21 protein-coding genes are annotated in these 21,529 nt (G+C 75.1%); 10 read left to right on the top strand and 11 right to left on the bottom strand.

Annotation, left to right across the window (positions count from 1 at the left end; all coding sequences use genetic code 11):
• Positions 1 to 158: 158 nt before the first annotated feature.
• The 3 genes from LPU61_RS08130 (at position 159) to LPU61_RS08140 (ending at position 2,693) form a co-directional block, all read left to right on the top strand.
• On the top strand, positions 159 to 1,052 hold the full coding sequence (locus tag LPU61_RS08130) for an alpha/beta hydrolase family protein (protein WP_374199643.1): 894 nt from the start codon (positions 159 to 161) through the stop codon (positions 1,050 to 1,052).
• 40 nt (positions 1,053 to 1,092) lie between these two features.
• Positions 1,093 to 1,656: a nucleotidyltransferase domain-containing protein gene (locus LPU61_RS08135; RefSeq protein ID WP_229404632.1), complete on the top strand. Its 564-nt coding sequence runs from the start codon at positions 1,093 to 1,095 to the stop codon at positions 1,654 to 1,656.
• A 65-nt stretch (positions 1,657 to 1,721) separates the two neighbouring features.
• Complete coding sequence (locus tag LPU61_RS08140; protein ID WP_229404633.1) at positions 1,722 to 2,693, top strand: chlorophyllase; 972 nt, start codon at positions 1,722 to 1,724, stop codon at positions 2,691 to 2,693.
• A gap of 12 nt (positions 2,694 to 2,705) precedes the next feature.
• On the opposite strand, the gene LPU61_RS08145 is transcribed toward LPU61_RS08140, so the two are convergent.
• From LPU61_RS08145 to LPU61_RS08155, 3 genes are all read right to left on the bottom strand, one after another.
• The gene (locus tag LPU61_RS08145) at positions 2,706 to 3,668 is read right to left on the bottom strand and encodes a zinc-binding dehydrogenase (RefSeq protein ID WP_199486102.1); all 963 of its coding nucleotides are present in this window, start codon (positions 3,666 to 3,668) and stop codon (positions 2,706 to 2,708) included.
• 75 nt (positions 3,669 to 3,743) lie between these two features.
• The gene (locus LPU61_RS08150) at positions 3,744 to 4,922 is read right to left on the bottom strand and encodes an NADP-dependent malic enzyme (protein WP_043965914.1); all 1,179 of its coding nucleotides are present in this window, start codon (positions 4,920 to 4,922) and stop codon (positions 3,744 to 3,746) included.
• 142 nt (positions 4,923 to 5,064) lie between these two features.
• Positions 5,065 to 5,454 carry a S24/S26 family peptidase gene (locus LPU61_RS08155; RefSeq protein WP_144420337.1) on the bottom strand — a complete coding sequence of 130 codons (390 nt, stop codon included), beginning with the start codon at positions 5,452 to 5,454 and terminating at the stop codon, positions 5,065 to 5,067.
• Positions 5,455 to 5,507: 53 nt separating this feature from the next.
• On the opposite strand from LPU61_RS08155, the gene sodN reads away from it, so the two are divergent.
• Genes sodN through LPU61_RS08170 form a run of 3 tightly spaced genes read left to right on the top strand, consistent with a single transcriptional unit; the run spans position 5,508 to position 6,879 of the window.
• On the top strand, positions 5,508 to 5,912 hold the full coding sequence (gene sodN / locus LPU61_RS08160) for a superoxide dismutase, Ni (RefSeq protein ID WP_043965912.1): 405 nt from the start codon (positions 5,508 to 5,510) through the stop codon (positions 5,910 to 5,912).
• Positions 5,909 to 6,442 (top strand): GNAT family N-acetyltransferase, encoded by a 534-nt coding sequence (locus tag LPU61_RS08165; RefSeq protein WP_043965910.1) that lies wholly within the window; start codon positions 5,909 to 5,911, stop codon positions 6,440 to 6,442. Before sodN ends, LPU61_RS08165 begins: the two co-directional genes overlap by 4 nt.
• 32 nt (positions 6,443 to 6,474) lie before the next feature.
• Positions 6,475 to 6,879 (top strand): ATP-binding protein, encoded by a 405-nt coding sequence (locus tag LPU61_RS08170; protein ID WP_043965908.1) that lies wholly within the window; start codon positions 6,475 to 6,477, stop codon positions 6,877 to 6,879.
• 63 nt (positions 6,880 to 6,942) lie between these two features.
• Here LPU61_RS08170 and LPU61_RS08175 read toward each other — a convergent pair whose 3' ends face one another.
• The gene (locus LPU61_RS08175; protein WP_374199629.1) at positions 6,943 to 7,377 is read right to left on the bottom strand and encodes a hypothetical protein; all 435 of its coding nucleotides are present in this window, start codon (positions 7,375 to 7,377) and stop codon (positions 6,943 to 6,945) included.
• Between LPU61_RS08175 and LPU61_RS08180 the strand changes: the two genes are divergently transcribed.
• Together LPU61_RS08180 and LPU61_RS08185 are read left to right on the top strand one after the other, a co-directional pair.
• Entirely contained in the window at positions 7,376 to 8,326 is a 951-nt protein-coding gene (locus LPU61_RS08180; protein ID WP_229404634.1) for a diacylglycerol kinase family protein, read from the top strand. The genes LPU61_RS08175 and LPU61_RS08180 overlap by 2 nt on opposite strands.
• Before the next feature lie 449 nt (positions 8,327 to 8,775).
• Entirely contained in the window at positions 8,776 to 9,033 is a 258-nt protein-coding gene (locus LPU61_RS08185; protein ID WP_007072794.1) for a WhiB family transcriptional regulator, read from the top strand.
• Between the two features lie 163 nt (positions 9,034 to 9,196).
• On the opposite strand, the gene LPU61_RS08190 is transcribed toward LPU61_RS08185, so the two are convergent.
• The 4 genes from LPU61_RS08190 to LPU61_RS08205 are packed head-to-tail and all read right to left on the bottom strand — an operon-like array spanning position 9,197 to position 12,589.
• Positions 9,197 to 9,958, bottom strand: coding sequence for a sirohydrochlorin chelatase (locus tag LPU61_RS08190; RefSeq protein ID WP_043965906.1), 762 nt, complete (start codon positions 9,956 to 9,958; stop codon positions 9,197 to 9,199).
• Between the two features lie 2 nt (positions 9,959 to 9,960).
• Positions 9,961 to 10,725, bottom strand: coding sequence for a phosphoadenylyl-sulfate reductase (locus LPU61_RS08195; RefSeq protein ID WP_043965904.1), 765 nt, complete (start codon positions 10,723 to 10,725; stop codon positions 9,961 to 9,963).
• Positions 10,722 to 10,880: a hypothetical protein gene (locus LPU61_RS08200; RefSeq protein ID WP_176734126.1), complete on the bottom strand. Its 159-nt coding sequence runs from the start codon at positions 10,878 to 10,880 to the stop codon at positions 10,722 to 10,724. The genes LPU61_RS08195 and LPU61_RS08200 overlap by 4 nt, the downstream gene beginning before the upstream one ends.
• The gene (locus tag LPU61_RS08205; protein WP_043965902.1) at positions 10,877 to 12,589 is read right to left on the bottom strand and encodes a nitrite/sulfite reductase; all 1,713 of its coding nucleotides are present in this window, start codon (positions 12,587 to 12,589) and stop codon (positions 10,877 to 10,879) included. The genes LPU61_RS08200 and LPU61_RS08205 overlap by 4 nt, the downstream gene beginning before the upstream one ends.
• 454 nt (positions 12,590 to 13,043) lie before the next feature.
• Between LPU61_RS08205 and LPU61_RS08210 the strand changes: the two genes are divergently transcribed.
• Positions 13,044 to 14,624, top strand: a complete 1,581-nt coding sequence (locus LPU61_RS08210; RefSeq protein ID WP_043965899.1) for a glycosyltransferase family 39 protein — start codon at positions 13,044 to 13,046, stop codon at positions 14,622 to 14,624.
• 151 nt (positions 14,625 to 14,775) lie between these two features.
• Here the strand turns inward: LPU61_RS08210 and LPU61_RS08215 are convergent, their stop codons facing one another.
• Entirely contained in the window at positions 14,776 to 16,626 is a 1,851-nt protein-coding gene (locus LPU61_RS08215) for a histidine kinase N-terminal domain-containing protein (RefSeq protein WP_229404635.1), read from the bottom strand.
• Between the two features lie 132 nt (positions 16,627 to 16,758).
• On the bottom strand, positions 16,759 to 17,790 hold the full coding sequence (locus LPU61_RS08220) for an SIS domain-containing protein (protein WP_043965897.1): 1,032 nt from the start codon (positions 17,788 to 17,790) through the stop codon (positions 16,759 to 16,761).
• 225 nt (positions 17,791 to 18,015) lie between these two features.
• Between LPU61_RS08220 and LPU61_RS08225 the strand changes: the two genes are divergently transcribed.
• Entirely contained in the window at positions 18,016 to 19,845 is a 1,830-nt protein-coding gene (locus LPU61_RS08225; RefSeq protein ID WP_229404636.1) for a tetratricopeptide repeat protein, read from the top strand.
• Positions 19,846 to 19,914: 69 nt separating this feature from the next.
• Here the strand turns inward: LPU61_RS08225 and LPU61_RS08230 are convergent, their stop codons facing one another.
• Positions 19,915 to 21,504, bottom strand: coding sequence for an MDR family MFS transporter (locus tag LPU61_RS08230; RefSeq protein ID WP_043965893.1), 1,590 nt, complete (start codon positions 21,502 to 21,504; stop codon positions 19,915 to 19,917).
• Between the last annotated feature and the right edge of the window lie 25 nt (positions 21,505 to 21,529).

Genomic DNA, 21,529 nt, shown 5'->3' on the forward strand with positions numbered 1-21,529 from the left:
CGCGCCCGCCCGACCGGGCGGCACGCCGCAGGACCGCCGGATCGGCGGAGCCACCCCGACCGGGTGGCGTCGCCCACCGGTCCGGACGGCGGGGCCGCCGGGCACCGCCGGCCGCCTACCGTGAGGGCGTGTGGGTACGCCGGCTGGTCGCCGCGACGATGACGGCGCTGCTGGCCGGCTGCGGCACGGCCACCGCCGCCCCGGGGTCCCGCAGCACCCCGTCGGCCGGCCCCGCCCCGGCGACGGCGTACCCGGTCGGGGTGCACACCTTCACCCTCGACCCGGGCGGCGCGCGCCCGCTGCCGGTGACCGTCTGGTATCCGGCCGCCCGGGGCGGGGTGGCCCCCGGCCGGTTCCCCGTCGTCGTGTTCAGTCACGGGCTGGACAGCCTGCCCGCCCTGCACGCCCCGCTGACCAGCCGGTGGGCCGCCGCCGGCTTCGTGGTCGCCGCGCCCGCGTACCCGCACACCCGGCGTGGGGCGGCCCGGTTCACCCGCGCCGACGTGCGCCACCAGCCGGCCGACGGGTGGCGGCTGATCCGGCACCTGGTGCGCCTCGACACCCGCCGGGGCGACCCGCTCGCCGGTCACCTGGACGTCGCCCGGTTCGCCGCCGCTGGCCACTCGGCGGGCGGCTTCACCACCGCCGGGATGCTCACCTCCGGGCACCCGCCCCGGCTGCGGGCGGGCATCGTGCTCGCCGGGGGCGGCCTGGCCGGGGCGTTCGCCGGGCCGACCGCGCCGGTGCTGTTCGTGCACGGCGACGCCGACCCGGTCGTCGGGGTGGCCGTCGGCCGGGCCGCGTACGCCCGCACGCCCGGCCCGGCCGGGTTCCTCACCGTCACCGGGGGCGACCACGGCACCTACCTGACCCCGGGCCGCCCCGGCTTCGCCCAGGTCCTCGCCACCACCACGGACTTCCTGCGCTGGGCGCTGTACGGCGACCGGGCCGCCCTGCGCCGCCTCCCCACGGACGCCACCCTCCCCACCCACTGGAGTTGCAAGGAAGGGCCCCCTGTCAACGCTTTCTGCACAGGGAGGGCCCCCTTCTGACACTCGCGCGGGGGCACGCACCGGGCGCTACCGTCGCAACGTGGGCGGGGACGGCGAGCGGGGCGGGCGGGACGGGCTGGCAGCGCGGCAGCTCGCGGCGATCGCGGAGACGGTCACCGTGGCCCGGGTGGTCGGGGTCGCGCTGTGGCTACGGGGCGGGTGGGCGATGGACTTCGTCCTCGGCGAGGTGACCCGGCCGCACGTCGACGTCGACTGGTACTGCTGGCGCGACGACGCCGACCGGCTCGCCGAGGCGCTGGGCGGACGGGGCTGGCGGGTCGACCCCCGGCTGCCGGTCGACGTGCAGCTCGAACTCGTCCGGGGCGACGTGGAGCTGAGCGTCGCCTACCTGAGCCGGGACGCGGCGGGGCAGGTGGTGGTGGGCGCCGGACCGTGGGCCGGCACACCGCTGCCGGCGGGGATGCTCGACGCGCCGCCCGGCCGCATCGGCGACCTGACCGCGCCGGTCGTCTCCGTCGCCGCGCAGATCGAGTTCAAGGAGATGTTCCCCGTCTGGATGCCGGACCGGCCACGCCGCCCGAAGGACGCCGCCGACCTCACCCGGCTCCGGGCAGCCCACCCGCCGCCCCGTCGCTCGGGGTGAGCGCGCCCTGACCTGCGGTGCGATGCGGGCCGGTGCTCCGCCTCCGGCGAGGCACAATCGGTTTCATGTGCCGCCGCCGTCGTACCGCCGCCCTGCTGGCCACCGCCCTGCTCGCCGCCGGCCTGGCGGGCTGCTCGGGCGGCGCGGAGCCCGCCTGGCGCGAGGCCGCCCCGACGCAGGCGCCGAAGGCGACCACCCCGGCCCCGCGCGTGCCCGCCGGCAGCGCGCCGAGCGAGAGCTTCGCCGTCGGCGTACGTCAGCTCAAGCTCAACCGCGACGGCGACCGCCCGCTGCCGGTGACGATCTGGTACCCGGCCCGGGGCGCGGCGGGCGGGACGCCGCAGCGGTCCGCGACGGCCGCGACGGGCCGCTTCCCCGTGGTGATGTTCAGCCACGGTCTCAACGGGCGGCCCGAGGACTACGAACTGCTGCTCACCCGCTGGGCGGCGGCCGGGTTCGTGGTGGCCGCGCCGGCCTTCCCGCACACCGCGCGGGGCACCGACACCAACGTGCTGGACGTGCTGAACCAGCCGGCCGACGTGTCGTACGCGCTGACCCGGGTGCTCGCCCTGGACGCGAAGGCCGGCGACCCGCTGCGTGGCCGGCTCGCCACGGACCGGGTGGCGGCGGCGGGGCACTCGGCGGGCGGGGTGACCACGATCGGCCTGTTCACCGCCGGCCGGGACGACCGGCTGGACGCGGGGGTGGTCTTCGCCGGCACCGGCTTGGGCGTGGGCACCGCCTTCGCGGGGGCCGCCGCCCCGCAGTTGTTCGTGCACGGGAAAGCCGACGAGGTGGTCGACTACGCGTCGGGCAAGGCCGCGTACGACAAGGTGCCCTGGCCGAAGGCGATGCTCAGCCTGCCGAAGGGCGACCACGGGCGGGCCCTGCTCACCGACGGCGCGGCCCTGCGGGTGGTCTCGGACACCTGCGTCGAGTTCCTGCGCTGGACCCTGTACGGGGACGCGGCGGCGAAGCGCCGGCTGCCGGACGAGGCCACCCGCGGCGGCGTGGCCACCCTCGACGACCGCCTGTGACGGCGGCCGGCCTCACGCCGTGTGGTCGATGACGATCTTGCCGAACGCCTCGCCCGAGTGCAGCCGGGCGAACGCCTCCTCGATCCGGCTGAACGGCACCACGCTGTCCACCACCGGGCGCACCTCGTGCTCGGCGCAGAACGTCAGCAGCTCGGTCAGCTCCCCCGGCGTGCCCATCGAGGTGCCGAGGATCTCCAGCTGCATGGCGAAGACCCGCCGCAGGTTGACCTTCGGCTCGTGCCCGGCGGTCGCACCGGAGACCACGATCCGGGCCATCGGCGCGGCCGACTTCAGGGAGTGGTCGAACGTAGCCTCGCCGACCGTCTCGATCACCACGTCGACCCGCTCGGGCAGCCGCGCGCCGGGCTCCAGCGCGGTCGCCCCCAGCTCCGCGATCCGTTGCCGCTTGCCGGCGTCGCGGCTGGTCGCGTACACCCGCTTGCCGAGCGCGACGGCGAGCGCGACGGCGGCCGTCGCGACGCCGCCGCCCGCGCCCTGGACCAGCACGGCGTCGGCCTCGTCGACCCGGCCCTTGGTGGTCAGCATCCGCCACGCGGTGAGCCAGGCCGTGGGCAGGCAGGCGGCGTCCGTCGCCGAGAGGCCCGCCGGCAGGGGCAGCAGGTTCATCCGGGGTACGGCCACCCGCTCGGCGAAGGTGCCGGGGAAGTGCTCGGAGAGGATGGACATGCCGCGCGGGTCGCCCGGGTCGACGACCAGCGGGAAGACCACCACGTCGGTGCCGTCCGGGGCCGTGCCGACGGCGTCGCAGCCGAGGATCATCGGCAGCCGGTCGGCACCGAGCCCGACGCCGCGCAGCGACCACAGGTCGTGGTGGTTGATCGAGCTGGCCCGCACCTGCACGGTCACCCAGTCGTCCTCGGGGTGGGTCGGCTCGGGCTGCTCGCCGACGGTCAGCGCGGCGAGCGGGTTGTCGGCGTCGAAGCTCGAGGCGAAGGCGGCACGCATGATCCGCACCGTAACAAGGAGTGGGGGTGTTAAGAAGGGGCCCCTGCCATCCCGAGGCGTTGACAGGGTGCCCCTCCTTGCACGTCAGGCGCGGGCGACGCCGTCGCGACGGGCGGCCTCGGCGACGGCCTCGGCCACCGCGGGGGCGACCCGCGGGTCCAGCGGGGACGGCACGATCGCGTCGGCGGTGAGCGTGTCGGCCACCACCCCGGCGATCGCGTCGGCGGCGGCCACCTTCATCCCGTCGGTGATCCGGGTCGCCCGGGCGTCCAGCGCGCCCCGGAACACCCCGGGGAAGGCCAGCACGTTGTTGATCTGGTTGGGGTAGTCGCTGCGGCCGGTGGCCACGACGGCGACGTGCCGGGCGGCCACCTCGGGGTGCACCTCGGGCGTCGGGTTGGCCAGGGCGAAGACGATCCCGCCGGGGGCCATCCCGGCCACCGCCGCCTCGCAGATCTCGCCGCCGGAGACGCCGACCAGCACGTCGGCGCCGCGCAGCGCCTCGGCGATGTCGCCCGACCGCCCCTCGGCGTTGGTGTCGGCCGCGAGGTCCGCCTTGGTGCCGGTGAGGTCGGTGCGGTGCCGGCCGATGATGCCCTTCGAGTCGCAGACGACGACCCGGGCCGGGTCGACGCCGCCGGCGATGAGCATCCGGGTGACCGCCACCCCGGCCGCGCCCGCGCCGCTGACCGCCACCCGCAGGTCGCCGAGCTTCCGGTTGAGCAGGGCGGCCGCGTTGCGCAGCGCGGCGAGCACGACGATCGCCGTGCCGTGCTGGTCGTCGTGGAAGACGGGGATGTCCAGCGCCTCGTCGAGCCGGCGCTCCACCTCGAAGCAGCGCGGGGCGCTGATGTCCTCCAGGTTGATCCCGCCGAACGAGGGGGCGAGGGCCTTCACCACGGCGACGATCTCGTCCACGTCCTGGGTGTCGAGGCAGACCGGTACCGCGTCGACGTCGGCGAACTGCTTGAACAGCACCGCCTTGCCCTCCATCACCGGCAGCGCCGCGCGCGGGCCGATGTTGCCCAGCCCGAGCACGGCCGAGCCGTCGGTGACGACGGCGACGGTGTGCCCCGCCCAGGTGTAGTCGTCGGCCAGCGCCGGGTCGGCGGCGATCGCCTCGCACACCCGGGCCACCCCCGGTGTGTACGCGAGGGAGAGGTCCTCGCGGCTGCTCAGCGGGACGGTGGAGGCGACGGCCAGCTTGCCGCCGACGTGCAGTTGGAAGACGGGATCAGCGGGGTCCACGGTGGACGAAGACATGGTGACTCCAGGAATCTGTCGGGTAGACGAGGCGACCGGCGCCAGCGCGAGGTGAGGCGGCCAGCGGCGGTGGCACGGTGCGGGGGTCACCCGGATACCTGCCGAGCATAGTGTCGGGAGCACAAGTCGGATGTGAGTAGGGTCATACTCGCCGGTAGCCGGCGGGGCGGGGCAGCCGGCCAGGCCGGGGCCAGTAGCGGGCCACGACGCGGCCGTGCACGTCGGCCACGCCGTACGCCCGGGAGTCGTCGGTGACGAGGTCGTTGTCGCCGCGTACCCACCAGCCGCCGTCGGCGGGGCGGACCGCGCGCTTGACCACGAGCAGCTCCGGGCGGGTGCGGAAGACCGCGACCACGACGTCGCCCGGGCGGATCGGGCGGCCCCCGCGCCGCACCAGGACGGCGTCGCCGTGGCGCAGGGTGGGTGCCATCGACGGGCCGGTCACCAGTACGGCCGTGAGCGGCCCCCGCAGCCGGTCGGCGGCGGGAGTGTCGGCGGGCACCTGTTTCACCTCCGTCCCGCTGGGGAGCATCTCCAGGAGTAATGTCGTCCTGGATCATCGCAAACTTCCCATGGAGGATCCCGATGCGACTTCCGCGCATCCTCATGCCGAGCGTCACCGTCAGCGCCCACTGCGACCTGCCGTGCGGCGTCTACGACCCGGCCCAGGCCCGGATCGAGGCCGAGTCGATCAAGGCGATCGCCGAGAAGTACCAGGCGAACACCGACCCCGAGTTCCGCACCCGGGCGCTGATCATCAAGGAACAGCGCGCCGAGCTGGTCAAGCACCACCTGTGGGTGCTGTGGACGGACTACTTCAAGCCGGCGCACTTCGAGAAGTACCCCAACCTGCACACCCTGTTCAACGAGGCCACCAAGCTCGCGGGCGCCAGCGGCGCCAAGGGCAGCGCCGACCCGGCCAAGGCCGAGGAGCTGCTGGCGAAGATCGAGGAGATCTCGAAGATCTTCTGGGAGACCAAGCAGGCGTGACCCCCGGGTCCACACCGACGGTACGGCCGGCGCGTCCCGAGGACGTGCCGGCCGTCGTCGCCATGGTGCACGAGCTGGCCGCGTACGAGCGGGCCGCCGACGAGTGCCACCTGACCGCCGGGCAGCTCACCGAGGCCCTGTTCGGCCCGACGCCCGCGCTCTTCGGGCACGTGGCCGTCGACGGGGCCGACCGGCCGCTCGGCTTCGCGTTGTGGTTCCTCAACTTCTCCACCTGGGCCGGCGTGCACGGCATCTACCTGGAGGACCTCTACGTCCGCCCCGAGGCGCGGGGCACCGGTGCGGGCCGGCGGCTGCTGGCCACCCTGGCCGCGATCTGCGTCGAGCGGGGCTACCGAAGGCTCGACTGGTCGATGATCGACTGGAACCCGGCGGCCCGGTTCTACGCCTCGATCGGCGCGTCCCCCATGGAGGAGTGGGTGCCGTACCGCCTGACGGGGGCGGCCCTGACCGCGCTCGCGGCCGGCGCGACGCCGCCGACGAGCGCCGCGCCCACGCGTCCGTCGGCCTGACGGGGTAGAGTCCCCCACCGGGGGGATGAGGCGTGACTCAACTGACCGGCCAGCCAGCCACCGACGACGACATCGTGCACCTCACGGTGCCCGCCGACGGCGGTTACCTCGGCGTGCTCCGCACCGCCACGGCCGGCCTCGCCGCCCGTCTCCAGTTCGCCCTGGACGAGATCGAGGACCTGCGGATCGCCGTGGACGAGGCGTGCGCCATGCTCCTCGCGATCGCCACCCGCGACGCCGAGCTGGAGTGCCGGTTCCAGGTGACCGAGGACGCCCTGACCGTCGAGGTGACCGTGCCGACCGTGCGCGGGGCGACGCTGCCCTCCGAGTCGTCGTTCGCCTGGAAGGTGCTGACGGCCCTCACCACGGCCGCCTCGGCGAGCGCGGCCAACGGCCGGGCCACCATCTCCCTGCTGACCCGCCGCGCCGGCTACTGACCCCCGCCGCGCCGGCTCTTCTCGCCCGCCACGGGCCACCCAGCGGGCCCGCGCCCGCCCGGCTCAGGCGAGGCCGAGGGCCCGGGTGGTCGGCGGGCTGACGAGCAGCGCGCTGACGCCGAGGCCGAGCGCCATCAGCGGCACGCCGAGCCAGCCGAGCCCGCCCTGGATCATGTACCAGCCGACCGGCAGCAGCATGAGTTGCAGGACGATCGCCGGGGCTCGGGCCCCGGCGCGGCGGCGGCCGAGCGCGCCGCCGAGCGCCCAGAGGGCGGCCGCGCCGCCGAGGGCGAACGCGGTCACCAGCAGCGCCGACGGCAGGTCGGTGGTGGTGGCGGTGAGGTCGGCCCAGACGAGCCAGGCGGCGACCAGGCCGAGGGCGACCGCCTCCGCCCGGAGCAGCCGGACCGCCCAGCGCAGCGTGGTCGGGTCCTGGTCCGAGTCGATGGTCACGCGCGCCACGATACCGGTGGTGGGGCGCGGTACAGTGCCGCCCATGCGGGCCGTCCTGGTGGTCAATCCGAAGGCCACCACCACCAGCGAACGCAGCCGCGACGTCCTGGTCCGGGCGCTGCGCAGCGAAGTCGACCTGTCGGTGCGGTACACCCGCCGGCGGGGTCACGCCATGGATCTCGCCCGGGAGGCGGCCGAGGAGGGCGTCGACCTGGTGGTGACGCTCGGCGGCGACGGCACGGTCAACGAGGTGGTCAACGGCCTGATGGCGGCCGAGCCGCCGACGATCCGCACCGGGGGCAGCCCCGCCGAGCGGCTGCCGGCGCTGGCCACCGTCCCCGGGGGCTCCACGAACGTGTTCGCCCGCGCGCTCGGCCTGCCCCGGGAGTGGCCGGAGGGCACCAGCATGATCCTGGAGGGGCTGCGGCTCGGGCGGTCCCGCACGATCGGGCTGGGCCGGGCCGACGACCGCTACTTCACCTTCTGCGCCGGCTTCGGCCTCGACGCGGCGGTGATCCACCGGGTGGAGCAGGCCCGCCGGCGCGGCCGGGTCTCCACGCCCGCGCTCTATCTGCGCTCGACGGTCAACCAGTACTTCCTCGGCTCGGACCGCCGCCATCCGACGATCTCACTGGAGCGACCCGGCGAGGTTACGGAGGGTGAGCTGGCCACGGTCATCATCCAGAACACCGCGCCCTGGACGTACCTGGGCGAGCGGGAGATCAACCCGAATCCCGCGGCGTCCTTCGACCTCGGGCTCGACGTGCTGGCCATGCGGCAGCTCCGCGTGGCGAGCACAGCACGCACAGTGACCCAGTTCTTCTCCCACACGCCCAATCCGCGAGGGCGTCAGGTGCTGCAGCTGCACGACCTGGCCGAGTTCACCCTGGTCGCGAGCCGTCCTCAGGCTTTCCAGCTCGACGGGGACTATCTCGGCGAGCGGAAAAAAGTCAGATTCGCATCCGTTCCGGCCGCACTGAGAGTAATCTGCTAGGTCTCGGGTACAGCCCTTGGTCGAGCGCGGTCCCCCCACCGCTGTCGATGCGGTGGCCGCCACACCGAGGGCGAGGTGCCGGAAATGTCAGCAATGTCACGCAGACTGTACTATATTGATCCTCGACTGTGGTACGCCGGGTAACCAGGACTCCCTGCAAACCGGACAAAGGGGTCGTGAGCTTGCTCACCGCTCGGAGTTTTTCCGAGCGTCACCCTTGACATCGCGTGAGTTCGTGAAAGTATTCACAAGCGAACTTGAGTTACCGGGACATTGCTTGGACATGCTCATTGTGTTGAGCTGTTCGAGCAGGTCCCAGTGGCTACCAGAGCCTGCTCACGCAGCGCCGAATTGATGGATGCGAACCGTGACCATCGGCGTGCGGATGCATAAAGGAAAAGCACCAACGCAATATCTGCCACCCATCCAGAATGAGGAGTGTTGCCGCCATGGACTGGCGTCACCATGCTGTCTGCCGCGACGAGGACCCGGAGCTGTTCTTCCCGATCGGGACGTCCGGTCCGGCTCTCCTGCAGGTCGAGCAGGCCAAGGCCGTCTGCCGGCGCTGCTCCGTGACCGACCAGTGCCTCCAGTGGGCACTTGAGTCCGGTCAGGACGCCGGCGTCTGGGGCGGGATGAGCGAGGAGGAGCGGCGCGCCGTCAAGCGCCGCGGTGGCCTCCGGGTGCTGCGCGCTCACTCCGCCTGACCTACTGCACGCACCACAGCTCCACGCCCCGACAGGGCAACCCCTGTCGGGGCGTTCTGCTGTGCGGCGTCCTCGCGCCCCGCTGCGCCCCCGCGCCGGGGCCGGGACCGCCCCGATCACCCGACCGGCGCGCCGCCCGCCCGATTCCGCCGCCCGCCCGGATTCACTCCGGCGGCGCGGCGTCCGCCCGACGCAGCACCAGATCGGCCAGCTCCGGGGCGTCGGTGAGCGGCCCGGAGACGGTCACCGCGCCGGCCGCCCGCGCCCCCGCCAGCACCGCGTCGTGGAAGAGCCCCGGGGCCAGGAAGTACGCCGACACGGCCACCCGCCGGGCGCCCGCCGCGCGCAGCCGGGACACCGCCGCGCCCGCGTCCGGCGGGGCCGCCGAGGCGTACGACACCCGGCAGGGCACCCCGAGTTCCGCGCCGAGCGCCGCCGCGACCCGGCCCACCGAGCCCCGCGCCCGGGGATCCCGGGTGCCCGCGGCAGCGAGCACCAGCGCGTCGAACCGGCCGGGTTCCGCCTCCGCCAGCCGCCGCCGCAGCCCGGCCAGCAGCGCCCCGTCGACCACGCCGTCGGCCGGGCCGAGCACGTCGGAGACGCGCACGTCGATCGGCGGGCCCGACTCGCGGGCCGCCGCGACGGCCGCCGGGACGTCCACCCGCCGGTGGTACGCGGCGGTGAGCAGCAGCGGCACCAGCACCGCCCGGGGATGCCCGGCCGCCGCCAGCGACCGCAGCACCTCCGTCGGCCCCGGGTCCGTGTGGTCCAGCCAACTCGCCGACACGGCCACGCCGGGGCGGACGGCCGCGACCGCCCGGGCCAGCGCCCGGGTCGCCTCGGCCGCCCGAGGGTCCCGGCTGCCGTGCGCCACCAGGACCACCGGGTCGCCGGCCGCGACCGACGGCACCCGGGGCCCGGACACGGTCAGAGGTGCAGCCCGCACTCGGTCTTCTCGAACATCGCCCAACGACCGGCCCGGGGGTCCTCCCCCGCCTTCGTGCGGCGGGTGCAGGGCCAGCAGCCGATCGAGCCGTAGCCGCGCTTGAACAGCTCGTTGACCGGGATGTCGTGCCGGGCGATGTAGGCGTCCACGTCGGCCTGCTTCCAGGCGGCGATCGGGTTCACCTTCACCCTGCCCCGGCGGGCGTCGAACGTCACCACCGGCGTGTTGGCCCGGGTCGGCGACTCGTCGCGGCGCAGCCCGGCGGCCCAGGCGTCGTACCCGGCCAGCGCCCGCTCCAGCGGCTCGACCTTGCGCAGCTGGCAGCAGTCGTCCGGCGACCGGTTGAACAGCCGGGGGCCGTACTCGCCGTCCTGCTGGCCGACGGTGAGCCGGGGCCGGATCGACCGGACGTTGACGGGCAGCCGGCGGGCCACCTCGTCGCGCACCCGCAGCGTCTCCGGGAAGTGCAGGCCGGTGTCGAGGAAGACCACGTCGACCCCGGGCGCGACCCGGGAGACCAGGTGGGCCAGCACGGCGTCCGCCATCGAGCTGGTCACGCAGAACCGGTCGCCGAACGTCTCGGCCGCCCAGCGGGCGATCTCCAGCGCCGGAGCGCCCTCCAGCTCCCGGCCGGCCCGCTCGGCCAGCTCCCGCAGCTCCTGCGGGCTGCGCCGGGCGGGATCGGCGGGAGTCGGGCCGCCGGGGCCGACCAGCCCCAGGGTCGCGGCCGACACCAGGGCGGTCACCGGGTCACCGCCTCGGTCAGCAGGCCGGTGAACTTCACCGTGAACACGCGGGCGCAGGCGTGGCACTCCCACGCGCCGTGCCCGGCCTCGCTCGGCCGCAGGTCCTCCTCGCCGCAGTAGGGGCAGTACAGCGGCGCGGAACGAGTCTCACTCATCGGAGTTCCTCCTCGTCTACCCTGATCACCCAGTTGGCGAAGGACTCGCCCTCGGTCCGGCTCGCCAGGTAGCGGCGGGCCAGCCGTTCCACGTACTCCGGAAGCTCGTCGGCGGTGGTCTTCAGGCCGCGCAGCTTGCGGCCGAACCCGGCGGTCTGGCCCTGCGCCATGCCCAGGCCGCCGCCCAGGTGCACCTGGAAGCCCTCGACCTGGCGGCCGTCGGGGCCGACCACGAGCTGGCCCTTGAGGCCGATGTCGGCGACCTGGGTGCGGGCGCAGGCGTTCGGGCAGCCGTTGAGGTGGATGGAGATGTCCGCGTCGAAGTCGCGCAGGCGCTCCTCCAGCCGGGCCACCAGCTCCTCGCCGCGCGCCTTCGTCTCGACGATGGCCAGCTTGCAGAACTCGATGCCGGTGCAGGCCATCGTGCCGCGCCGCCAGGCCGACGGCCGGGCCTCAAGGCCGATCGTGCTCAGCTCGGCCACCAGCGATCCGGTCCGCTCCGGGGGCACGTCCAGGACCAGGAGCTTCTGGTACGGGGTGAGCCGCACCCGGCCGCTGCCGTGCGCCTCGACCACGTCGGCGAGCCGGGCGAGCTGCGTGCCGGAGACCCGGCCCACCACCGGGGCTGCCCCGACGTAGGCGCGCCCGTCGCGCTGGCGGTGCACCCCGATGTGGTCGACCGGCTTGGCGGGCAGTTCCGGGGCGGGCCCGTCGAGCAGCGTGCGGCCCAGGTATTCCTTCTCCAGCACCTCGCGGAACTTCTCCACGCCCCAGTCGGCGACGAGGAACTTCAGCCGGGCCCGGTTGCGCAGCCGGCGGTAGCCATAGTCGCGGAAGATGCCGACCACGCCGGCCCAGACGTCCGGCACCTCGGTCAGCGGCACCCAGACGCCGAGCCGCTTGGCCAGCATCGGGTTGGTGGACAGGCCGCCGCCGACCCAGACGTCGAAGCCGGGGCCGTGCTCCGGGTGGTCGACGCCGAGGAAGGCGATGTCGTTCGCCTCGTACGGGGTGTCCACCAGCCAGGAGATCGACGTCTTGAACTTGCGGGGCAGGTTGGAGAAGCGCTTGTCGCCGACGTACCGCCGGACGATCTCCTCCAGCGCCGGGGTCGGGTCGAGCAGCTCGGCCTCGGCCACCCCGGCGACCGGGCTGCCGAGCACGATGCGCGGGCAGTCGCCGCACGCCTCGGTGGTCTGCAGGCCCACCGACTCCAGCCGACGCCAGATCTCCGGCATGTCCTCGACCCGGATCCAGTGGTACTGGATGTTCTGCCGGTCGGTGATGTCGGCGGTGTCCCGGGCGAACTCCCGGGAGATGTCCGCGACCACCCGGAGCTGGTCCAGGGTGAGCTGGCCGCCGTCGACCCGGACGCGGAGCATGAAGAACTCGTCCTCCAGCTCGTGCGGCTCCAGCACGGCGGTGCGCCCGCCGTCGATGCCGGCCTTGCGCTGGGTGTAGAGGCCCCACCAGCGGAACCGGCCGCGCAGGTCCTGCGGGTCGATCGAGGCGAAGCCCCCGTGGGCGTAGATGTTCTCGATCCGGGCCCGGACGTTCAGCGGATCGTCGTCCTTCTTGATCCGCTCGTTGGCGTTGAGCGGCTCGCGGTGGCCGAGCGCCCACTGGCCCTCCCCACGGGGGCGGCGGGGCGCCCGCGCGACGGGTGCCGTGGGTGCCTCGGGTCGGGCGGGGGTGCTGCTGACCGCCATCGCGGCGTCCTCCGTTGTCTGCTGTGCCTCTGGACGCGGGCGCGCGGCCGGCCCGTGGGACGGGGCCGTGGACAGCGGTGTCGGACGGCCGGCGCGACTACGCGCCCGAGACGGATGGGTCGGGCGTCGTCAGTGGGCCGGACAGATGGCGCTGCGCACGCGGCCGTAGTCGACGTGGCGACGGGCCACGAAGCGACGGACGACAGCGGCAAGCATGCGACCATGCTCGCACACCGGCGGTGGACCTACCACCGACCGTGAGTGTGATCCCACATCACGGGCCACCGATGCGCCACCGCGCCGACACCGCCCCCGAACAGGCCAAGCGCCCCTCGCCCGGGTGATCAAGAGGAAAGCGTCAGAGTCGATCTCGACGGTGACGCTTTCCTCTTGATCACCGGGTTGGGGGCCAGGGTGGGGGCGTGGGCCGTTCGGGTGTGGAAGGCTCGACATCGTGGGCGGATTGCCTGTAAGGCGGCTTTTGCCGGGATGGCTCGGCGCGGTCTGGCTGTGGCCGACCCTGGCGACGCTGGCGGTCACCGGCGCGGGGATCGGCTCGGCCCAGCCGTGGCGCGACGAGTTGGCCACCTGGAGCGCCGCCACCCGGCCGCTGGGCGACCTGGCCCGGATGGCCGGCACCATCGACGCGGCCACCTGGCCGTACTACCTGTTCATGCACGGCTGGGTGATGCTCTGCGGGGACTCCCCCGCCGCGCTGCGGCTGCCGTCGGCGCTGGCCATGGCGGGCACGGCCGGGCTCGCCGCCGCGCTCGGCGCACGGCTGCTCGGGCGGCACGCCGGCCTGACCGGTGGCCTGCTGTTCGCGGCCCTGCCCGGCACCTCCCGGTACGCCCAGGAGGCCCGCCCGTACGCCTTCGTCGCCCTCTTCGCGGTGCTGGCGACGCTGCTGCTGGTCCGGGCGCTGGAGCGACCCGGCTGGCGGCGCTGGGCCGGGTACGCCGCGGCCGTGGCCGCCCTCGGCCTGGCCCACCTCGTCGCCCTCACCCTGCTCGCCGCCCACGCGGCAGCCGTGCTGGCCGCCGGCCGCCGCACCCCTTCTGGCGCCGCCCCGGGCACCGCCGACCGGGCCACCCACGGTGCCGCCGACCGGGCCGCTCCGGGCACCGCCGACCGGGCAGCCCACGGTGCCGGCGACCGATCCGGCCTCCGCCCGGCCGCCGGCCGCCGGTCGCGTCGACCGGTGTGGGGCTGGCTGCTCGCGCTCCTGCCGGCGGCGGTCGTGCTGACCCCCCTGGTGCTACTGGCCGCAGGGCAACGGGGGCGGCAGCTCGACTGGGTGGACCAGGCCCGCGCCGCCGACCTTGTCGCCCTGCCCGGCGCGCTGGCCCAGAGCGGCGCGGTGGGCGGCCTGCTGCTGGGCCTGGCCGCCCTCGGTGCCGCCCGGTCGGGCCGGGGCGGGCTGCTCCCCGCCGCCTGCCTCGTCCTGCCGGTGGCCCTGGTCTTCCTGGCCGGGCTGGCCGTGCCGCTGTGGGTGCCGCGCTACCTGTTCTTCGTCGTGCCGTTCGCCTGCCTGCTGGCCGGGGCGGCGCTGGCCACGGCGGTGCTACCGGCGGCGCTGGCCGTGGTGCTCCTCGCCGGCCTGCTCGGCCTGCCCGACCAGGCGGCGCTGCGGCACAGCCACGAGTGGCCACGGGGCGCGCTGGTCGACTACCGGGGGGCGGCCCGGGTGGTCGACGCGGGCCGCCGGCCCGGTGACGTGATCGTCTTCTCGCCCCGGGACGGCTGGCTCTTCACCGACCTCGGCATCGGCTACCACCTGGGCGACCGGCAGCCCCGGGACGCGCTGGCCGTGCGGGGCCGCGACGCGCGCGGCGACTACTGGGCCGACGAGTGCCCGGACCCGGCCGCCTGCCTGGCCGGGGCGCGGCGGGTCTGGCTGGTGGTCGCCGGCCGGCGACCGGACCCGGTCGCCGCGGTACCCGGCGCGAAGGGGGCGGCGCTACGGGACGACGGCTTCGCCGTCGAGCGGGTCTGGCAGCGCCCCGGCCTGACCGTGGCACTACTCACCCGCTGAGCCGGCCTGCCCGGCTGCCCGGCCGCCCGGCCGTCCGGCCGCCCCGGGATCGCCCGCGTCATGTCGGCGACATGGCGGTATCCGGGGCGGTGGGATGCCGCCATGTCGCCGACATGGAGTCGATCAAGCGGCGCGCAGGGCAGGACGGGCGTCAGGAGCGGACGAGAGGGACCACCAGTACCGCCTCGGTGCCGCCCTCCGCGCCGTTGCGCAGCTCGATGGTGCCGCGCAGCTCGCCGGTCACCAGCGCCCGGACGATCTGGAGCCCGAGCCGGCTGCCGCGCTCGGCGTCGAACCCGGCCGGCAGGCCACGCCCGTTGTCGGCGACGGTGACGTGCAGCTGCTTGCGGAACCGGTGTGCCGACACGACGACCTCGGGTGGCACCGTCGACTCGGCCCCGGCGGCGACCTGCGGAAGGACCCCGCCCGACCCGGACCCCTCGGCCAACCCGGAACCCCCGCCCGACCCGGAACCGCCAGCCGACCCGGAGCCCTCGCCCGCCCCGGAAGCGCCGGCCGCCCCGGAACCGCTTCCGCCGGCCACCGCCGCGCCGCCGGCCGACCCGGAAGCGCCGGCAAGCCCGGCGGACCCGGACCCGACACCCACCCCGGCGGCCCCGGCACCGCCGCTGGCCTCCGCCCCGGCCGAGGTCCCGGCCGAGGATTCGGTCGAGGGCACAGCCGGAGGCCCGGGCGAGGATTCGGCCGTGGGCACAGCCGGAGGTCCGGTCGGGGACTCGGCGGCCGGCGGGAAGCCGTGCTCGACGGCGTTGAGCAGCAACTCGTTGAGGACCATGACCAGCGAGGTGGCGATCTCGGCCGGCAGCACGCCGAAGCTGCCCCGGCGGCGCATGCCGACGGTCTGCTCGGTCGCGGCGACCTCGGTCGCCGCGCTGGCCACCCGGTCGACGATGCCATCGAACTCGACCGCCTCGTCGCTGGACATGGAGAGCGTCTCGTGCACCAGGGCGATGGAGGCGACGCGGCGTACGGACTCCTCCAGGGCGACCCGGGCCTCCGGCATGGCCACCCGGCGGGCCTGGAGGCGCAACAGCGCGGCGACGGTCTGCAGGTTGTTCTTCACCCGGTGGTGGATCTCCCGGATGGTGGCGTCCTTGGTGATCAGGGCGCGGTCGCGGCGACGTACCTCGGTGATGTCGCGGACCAGGACCAGCGCGCCGATCGGCACCCCGGCGGGCATCAGCGGCAGGGCCCGGGTGAGCATGGTCGCGCCCCGGGCGTCGATCTCCCGCCGGGGCGGACCCTCGCCGCGCAGCGCGGCGAGGATGCCGTTGGCCGCCTCGGTGCCCTCCAGGGGGTCGCCGGCCAGCCGGCGGTGCAGCTTGGCCAGGTCCTCCCCGACCAGGTGGGCGGCGAAGCCGAGCCGCCGGTACGCGGACTGCGCGTTGGGGCTGGCGTAGGTGACCTTGCCGCCGGCGTCGAGCCGGACGAGGCCGTCGCCGACCCGGGGCGCGGACGTCGTCTCCCCGGGGTGCCGGGGCGGCGGGAACGTGCCGTCGGCGATCATCTGGGCGAGGTCGTCGGCGGTGGTCAGGTAGTTCAGTTCGAGTTGGCTGGGCGTGCGGGCGGTGGAGAGGTTGGTGTCCCGGCCGACGACCGCGATCACCTCGCCGGCCTCCCCGTCGGCGGTGCGCAGCCGGACCGGGATCGCCTCGTGCCGGGCGGGCACGTCGCCGTACCAGACCGGGTCGCCCTCCCGCCAGATCCGGCCCTGGCCGTACGCGACCTCCAGGTGGGCCACCTCGGGCCCGCCGACGATCCGCCCCACCTGGTCGTCCTGGTACGCGGTGGGCGCGGTCGTCGGGCGGACCTGGGCCACGCAGAGGAAGGTGCCGTCGCGGTCCACCGGCACCCACAGCAGCAGGTCGGCGAAGGACAGGTCGGACAGCAGCTGCCAGTCTCCGGCGATCCGGTGCAGGTGGTCGATGTCGGCGGGACGGAGCTGGGTGTGCTCCTCGGCGAGGTCGCGCAACGTGGACACGATGCACAGCGTGCCACGCCCACCCGGGCCCCGTCCCGCTGGCCGGCCGGGCTCACACCGGTCGACCCGTGCGCAGGCTCGCCCGGCTCACCTCCGCGGGCCCGCCCACGTCCGCCGGCCGGCCCGGGGCGCTCACATCGTCGCGGTGACCTTCTTCAGGCCGCGGGGCGCGTCGGGGTCCTCGCCGCGGGCCAGGGCCAGGGCCAGGGCGAGGCGCTGCAACGGCAGGATGTCCAGCAGCGGGGCGTACCGCTCGTCGACCTCGGGGACGGCCATCCGGGTGGCCCCCTCGACGTCGGCCGAGCCGACCACGACCACGTCGGCGCGGCGCTCGCCGAGGCGGGGCAGCACCTCGCCCATGGACCGGCCGCCGGGGCCGGAGCCGACCACGGCCAGCACCGGTACGTCCGGGTCGGTCATCGCGAGCGGGCCGTGCAGCAGGTCCGCGCCGGAGAAGGCGAGCGCCGGCAGGTACGAGGTCTCCATCAGCTTGAGCGCCGCCTCCCGGGCGGTCGGGTACGCGTATCCCCGGCCGGTGGTGACGAGCTGGGCGGCGAACCGGTAGCGGGGCGCGAGCTGGGCCGGGGTGGGGTCGTCGAGGGTGCGGGCGGCCAGCTCGGGCAGGGCCGCCAGGGCGGCGCGCTCGGCGGCGGGCAGCGCCCCGTCGCCGGCCCGGACGCCCTCCACGAGCAGCAGCAGGGCGAGCAGTTCCGCCGTGTACGTCTTGGTGGCCGCCACGGCCCGCTCGTGTCCGGCGGCGATGTCGACGCTCAGCTCGGCGATCCCGGCCAGCGGCGAGTCGGGGTTGTTGGTCACGGCGAGGGTGAGCGCGCCGGACGCGCGGGCGGTGCGCAGCACCTCGGCCAGGTCGGGTGAGCCGCCGCTCTGGCTGACGCCGACGACCAGCGCGTCGGACAGGTCGGGGCGAGCGCCGAAGAGGGTGACCGCGCTGGGCGAGGCGAGCCCGGCGGGCAGGCCGAGCCGGATCTCGGTCAGGTACGCCCCGTAGAGGGCGGCGTGGTCGGAGGTGCCCCGGGCGGTGAAGACCACGTGCCGGGGGCGGCGCTGCGCGACGACGGCGGCCACCTCGGCGATCGCCCCGGCGTGCTCGGCGGAGAGCAGCCGCTCGTAGCCGGCCGGCTGCTCGGAGATGTCGGCGGCCATGCCGGCCCCTGCACGCGTCACGGAGTGCCCCTTTCCCTGCGCGATTGCCGCGCGTTTCCTGCTCAGTCTTGCATGTTTCGGCGTACGTGAACAATCTTGCGAGCAGCATTGCGCAGTGGATCACCAAGCCGAGCCAACATCACCTACGCTTGCCCGGCCCGGCGACACTGCGACGGGGGACGCATCCGCCGCCCGGCCACCCGCACCTACCACCGAGAGGCCCACGTGTCCGAGGGAAGGGACGATCCCCCGCTGTCGGCGGAGGAGGAGCTGGCCCTGGCCCGGCTCGCGCTGGACGAGGGTGACCTGGCGCACGCCGCCGGGCACGTCGCCGGCGCGCTGACCCGGTCGCCCACCCTGCCCGAGGCGCACGAGACGCTGGCCCGGCTGGCCGCCGTCAGCGGCGGCGGCGTCGACCTGTTCCCCCTGCACCAGCGCGCCTTCGTCGGCACGGTGGTGGCCCGGGCGCACCTGCTCGCCGCGGCGGGGCGGCCCGCCGAGGGGCTGGAGCTGCTGGCCGCCGCCACTGGGCACGACCGCACCGCCGACTGGGCCGGGGTGCCCTGGGTGACGGCCCCGGAGCTGCCCGAGCGGCTCGACCCGGAGGGCATCGCCCAGGTGCTGATGCAGGTGTGCGCCGCCACGCCCGACCCGGTGCCGCGCGCCGACCGGGCGCCCCTGACGCCGTACCTCACCCTGGCCCGCAACGCGGTCACCGTCCATCCCGAGCACGCCCTGCTGCTGGGCGCGGCGTCCGCGCTGGCCCGGCGCCTCGGCGAGGTCACCCTGGCGGTCCGCTGGGCGAGCCGGGGCGTACGGGTGCGCCCGTCGAAGCTCGGCGAGGTCTGGCTCGGGTACGCGTACCGCAGCGCCGGCCGCACCCGCGAGGCCCTCGCCGCGCTCGGCCGGGCCGTCGACCACGACCCGGACGACCTCGCCGTCTACGCCGACATCGCCGGCACGCTGGCCGACACCGGCCGGCTCGACGAGGCCCTGGAGTGGACCGACCGCGCCCTCGCCCGGAACCCTGCCTTCGACTGCGCCGTGCACACCGCGCACCGGCTGCGCTTCCAGCGCGACGGCGACGTGGCGCACCTGGTGGCGCTGGCCGACTTCGTCCGCGACCATCCCGACGACTCGCACGAGCACGGCGACCTCGCCGAGTGCTGCCGCAGCCGGCCGTGGCTGGGTCAGGTCACCCCGGCCGCCGGGGCGGCGGTCGCCGTGCTGCGCCACGCCCTGGCCGCCGAGCAGGACGCCCTCGGCGCGACCGTACGGCTGGAGACGCTGGAGCCGCCGAGCGCCCTGCGTACCGTGGCGGCGGCCGCGCCCGGCCTGCGGGTCGAGGTGGCGGAGGTGGCCGAGCCGGATCCGCGCGAGCCCCGCCGGGCCACCGACCGGCCGCTGTGGCGCTGGGACGGCACCGTCGCCGCCCCGGCGGTGCCGGCACCCTCGGCCGAGGCGGCGGACCGCATCCGGCAGCTCGCCCACCCGGCGTGGCCGCACCCCCCGGCGGCGTACGACGCGGCGGTCGGCCTGGCCACGCTGGGGCTGCCCGACCTGCTCGGGCTGCTGGTGCACCCGCCCGCGGCCCCACCGACCGGGCTGGGCCGGGTGCTGGCGGGGCAGGACCCGTCGCTCTGGGTGCGCTGCGTGCAGGTGTGGGCGTGCCTGGGCCTGCTGCACCACCGCACGGACGAGCCGTGGCCGTCCTCCACCCGCCGCCGGACGCTGGTCGAGCTGGTCTGGGGGGTGGAGGACTGGATCACCGAGGCGGCCCTGTTCGCCCTGGTCACCGCCGCCTGGGTGGACCCCTCGGTCCGCGAGGACGTGGCCGGCGTGGTGGCCGATCGGCTCGCCGACGCGGCGGCGGTGGCCCGGGACCGGAGCGTGCCGATCGCGGTCTCGCTGGCGTACCTGGCGCTGGCCACCCCGGCCCTCGACCCGGCGACGGCCGCGCTGGCCGGCGAGCTGATCTCCGGCCCGGCGGCGGGCCGGTCCCGACCGGGCCGGCTGCGCCGCCTCTGGGACCGCCTCACCCGCCGCCGGGGCTGAGGCCGGCCCCGGCGGCACTGCGGACCCGGGCCGCCCGCCCCGGGGTCGGGGCGGGCGGTCGTCGCCGGGTCAGACCGCCGCGGCCTTGCCCAGGGCCGCCTCGGCCTGCTCCTCCGGCGTGGCGGCCGGCGGGGCGTCGTTCGTCGAGCGCAGCGGGATCTCCCGGATGAACCAGGCCAGCACCGGCACCAGCACGGTGAACAGCACGGCCCACCAGAAGACGTGCGAGACGGCGTCGGCGAGACCGCCGAGCACCAGCTCGCGGGCCTGCGCCGGCAGCTCCTTGAGCTTGTCGAGGTCGATCTGGCCGCCCTCGCCGCCCCCGCCGCTGAACGCGGACCCGGCGGGCGAGTCGGCGAGCCGGTTGGCGAAGATCGCGCCGAACAGCGAGATGCCGAACGAGCCGCCGATGGAGCGGAAGAACGTGGCCGCGCCGCTGGCCGCGCCCAGGTCCTTCTGCTCGACGCTGTTCTGCGCGATCAGCATCGAGGTCTGCATGAGGAAGCCCATGCCGACGCCGAGGACGATCATGTAGAGCGAGGACTCCGCCTTGCCGGTGCCAACGTCGAGCCGGGTCAGCAGGGCCAGGCCGACGGTCATCACCACGCCGCCGACGATCGGGAACATCCGGTAGCGGCCGGTCTTCGTGATCGCCCGGCCGACCACCAGCGAGACCACCAGCATGCCGAACATCAGCGGGAGCAGCAGCAGGCCGCTGTTGGTGGCCGACGCCCCCTGCACGGTCTGCTGGTAGAGCGGCAGGAAGTTCATCGCCCCGAACATGGCGAAGCCGAGCAGGAAGCCGATCATCGAGATCAGCGCGAAGTTGCGGTTGGCGAACAGCCCCAGCGGCAGGATCGGTTCCGCCGCGCGCCGCTCCACGAAGCCGAACACGACCAGGCTCACCAGGGCCAGGGCGGACAGGCCGAGGATCTGCGGCGAGGCCCAGTCGTAGGAGCTGCCGCCCCAGGTGGTGATCAGCACGATCGCGGTGATGCCGACCGAGAGCAGCCCCGCGCCGAGCCAGTCGATCCGGTGCTCGGTGCGGTACTTCGGCAGGTGCATGGTGGTGGCGAGCACCAGCAGCGCGACGCCGCCGAGCGGCAGGTTGACGTAGAACGCCCAGCGCCACGAGAGGTTGTCGGTGATGAAGCCGCCGACCAGCGGCCCGGCGACCATGGCGATGGCCATGATGCCGGCCATCATGCCCTGGTAGCGGCCCCGCTCCCGGGGCGGGACCAGGTCGCCGATGATCGCCATCACGCCGACCATCAGGCCGCCCGCGCCGAGGCCCTGGACGGCCCGGAAGGCGATCAGCTCGATCATGCCGCTGTCGGCGCCGCCGAACACGCCGGAGCCGGCCATCCCGCACAGCGCGGAGCCGACCAGGAAGATGCCGACGGAGGTCAGGAAGACTGCCTTGCGGCCGTAGAGGTCGCCGAGCTTGCCCCAGATCGGGGTGGAGACGGTGGTGCCCAGCACGTACGCGGTGACGACCCAGGTGAAGTGGTCCACCCCGCCGAACTCGCCGACGATGCGCGGCAGCGCGGTGCTGACGATCATGTTGTCGAGCATCGCGAGCATCATCGCGATCATGAGGCCGAAGAGGACGACCCGGATGTTGGGTCGTCGCTCCGCGCCCTCGACTTCCTGACTCATCGGTAAGCTCCCCCGGGGATGTGAC

The organism is Micromonospora sp. NBRC 110038, from assembly GCF_020884815.1.
In the GTDB taxonomy this organism is placed as follows: Bacteria; Actinomycetota; Actinomycetes; order Mycobacteriales; family Micromonosporaceae; genus Micromonospora; species Micromonospora haikouensis.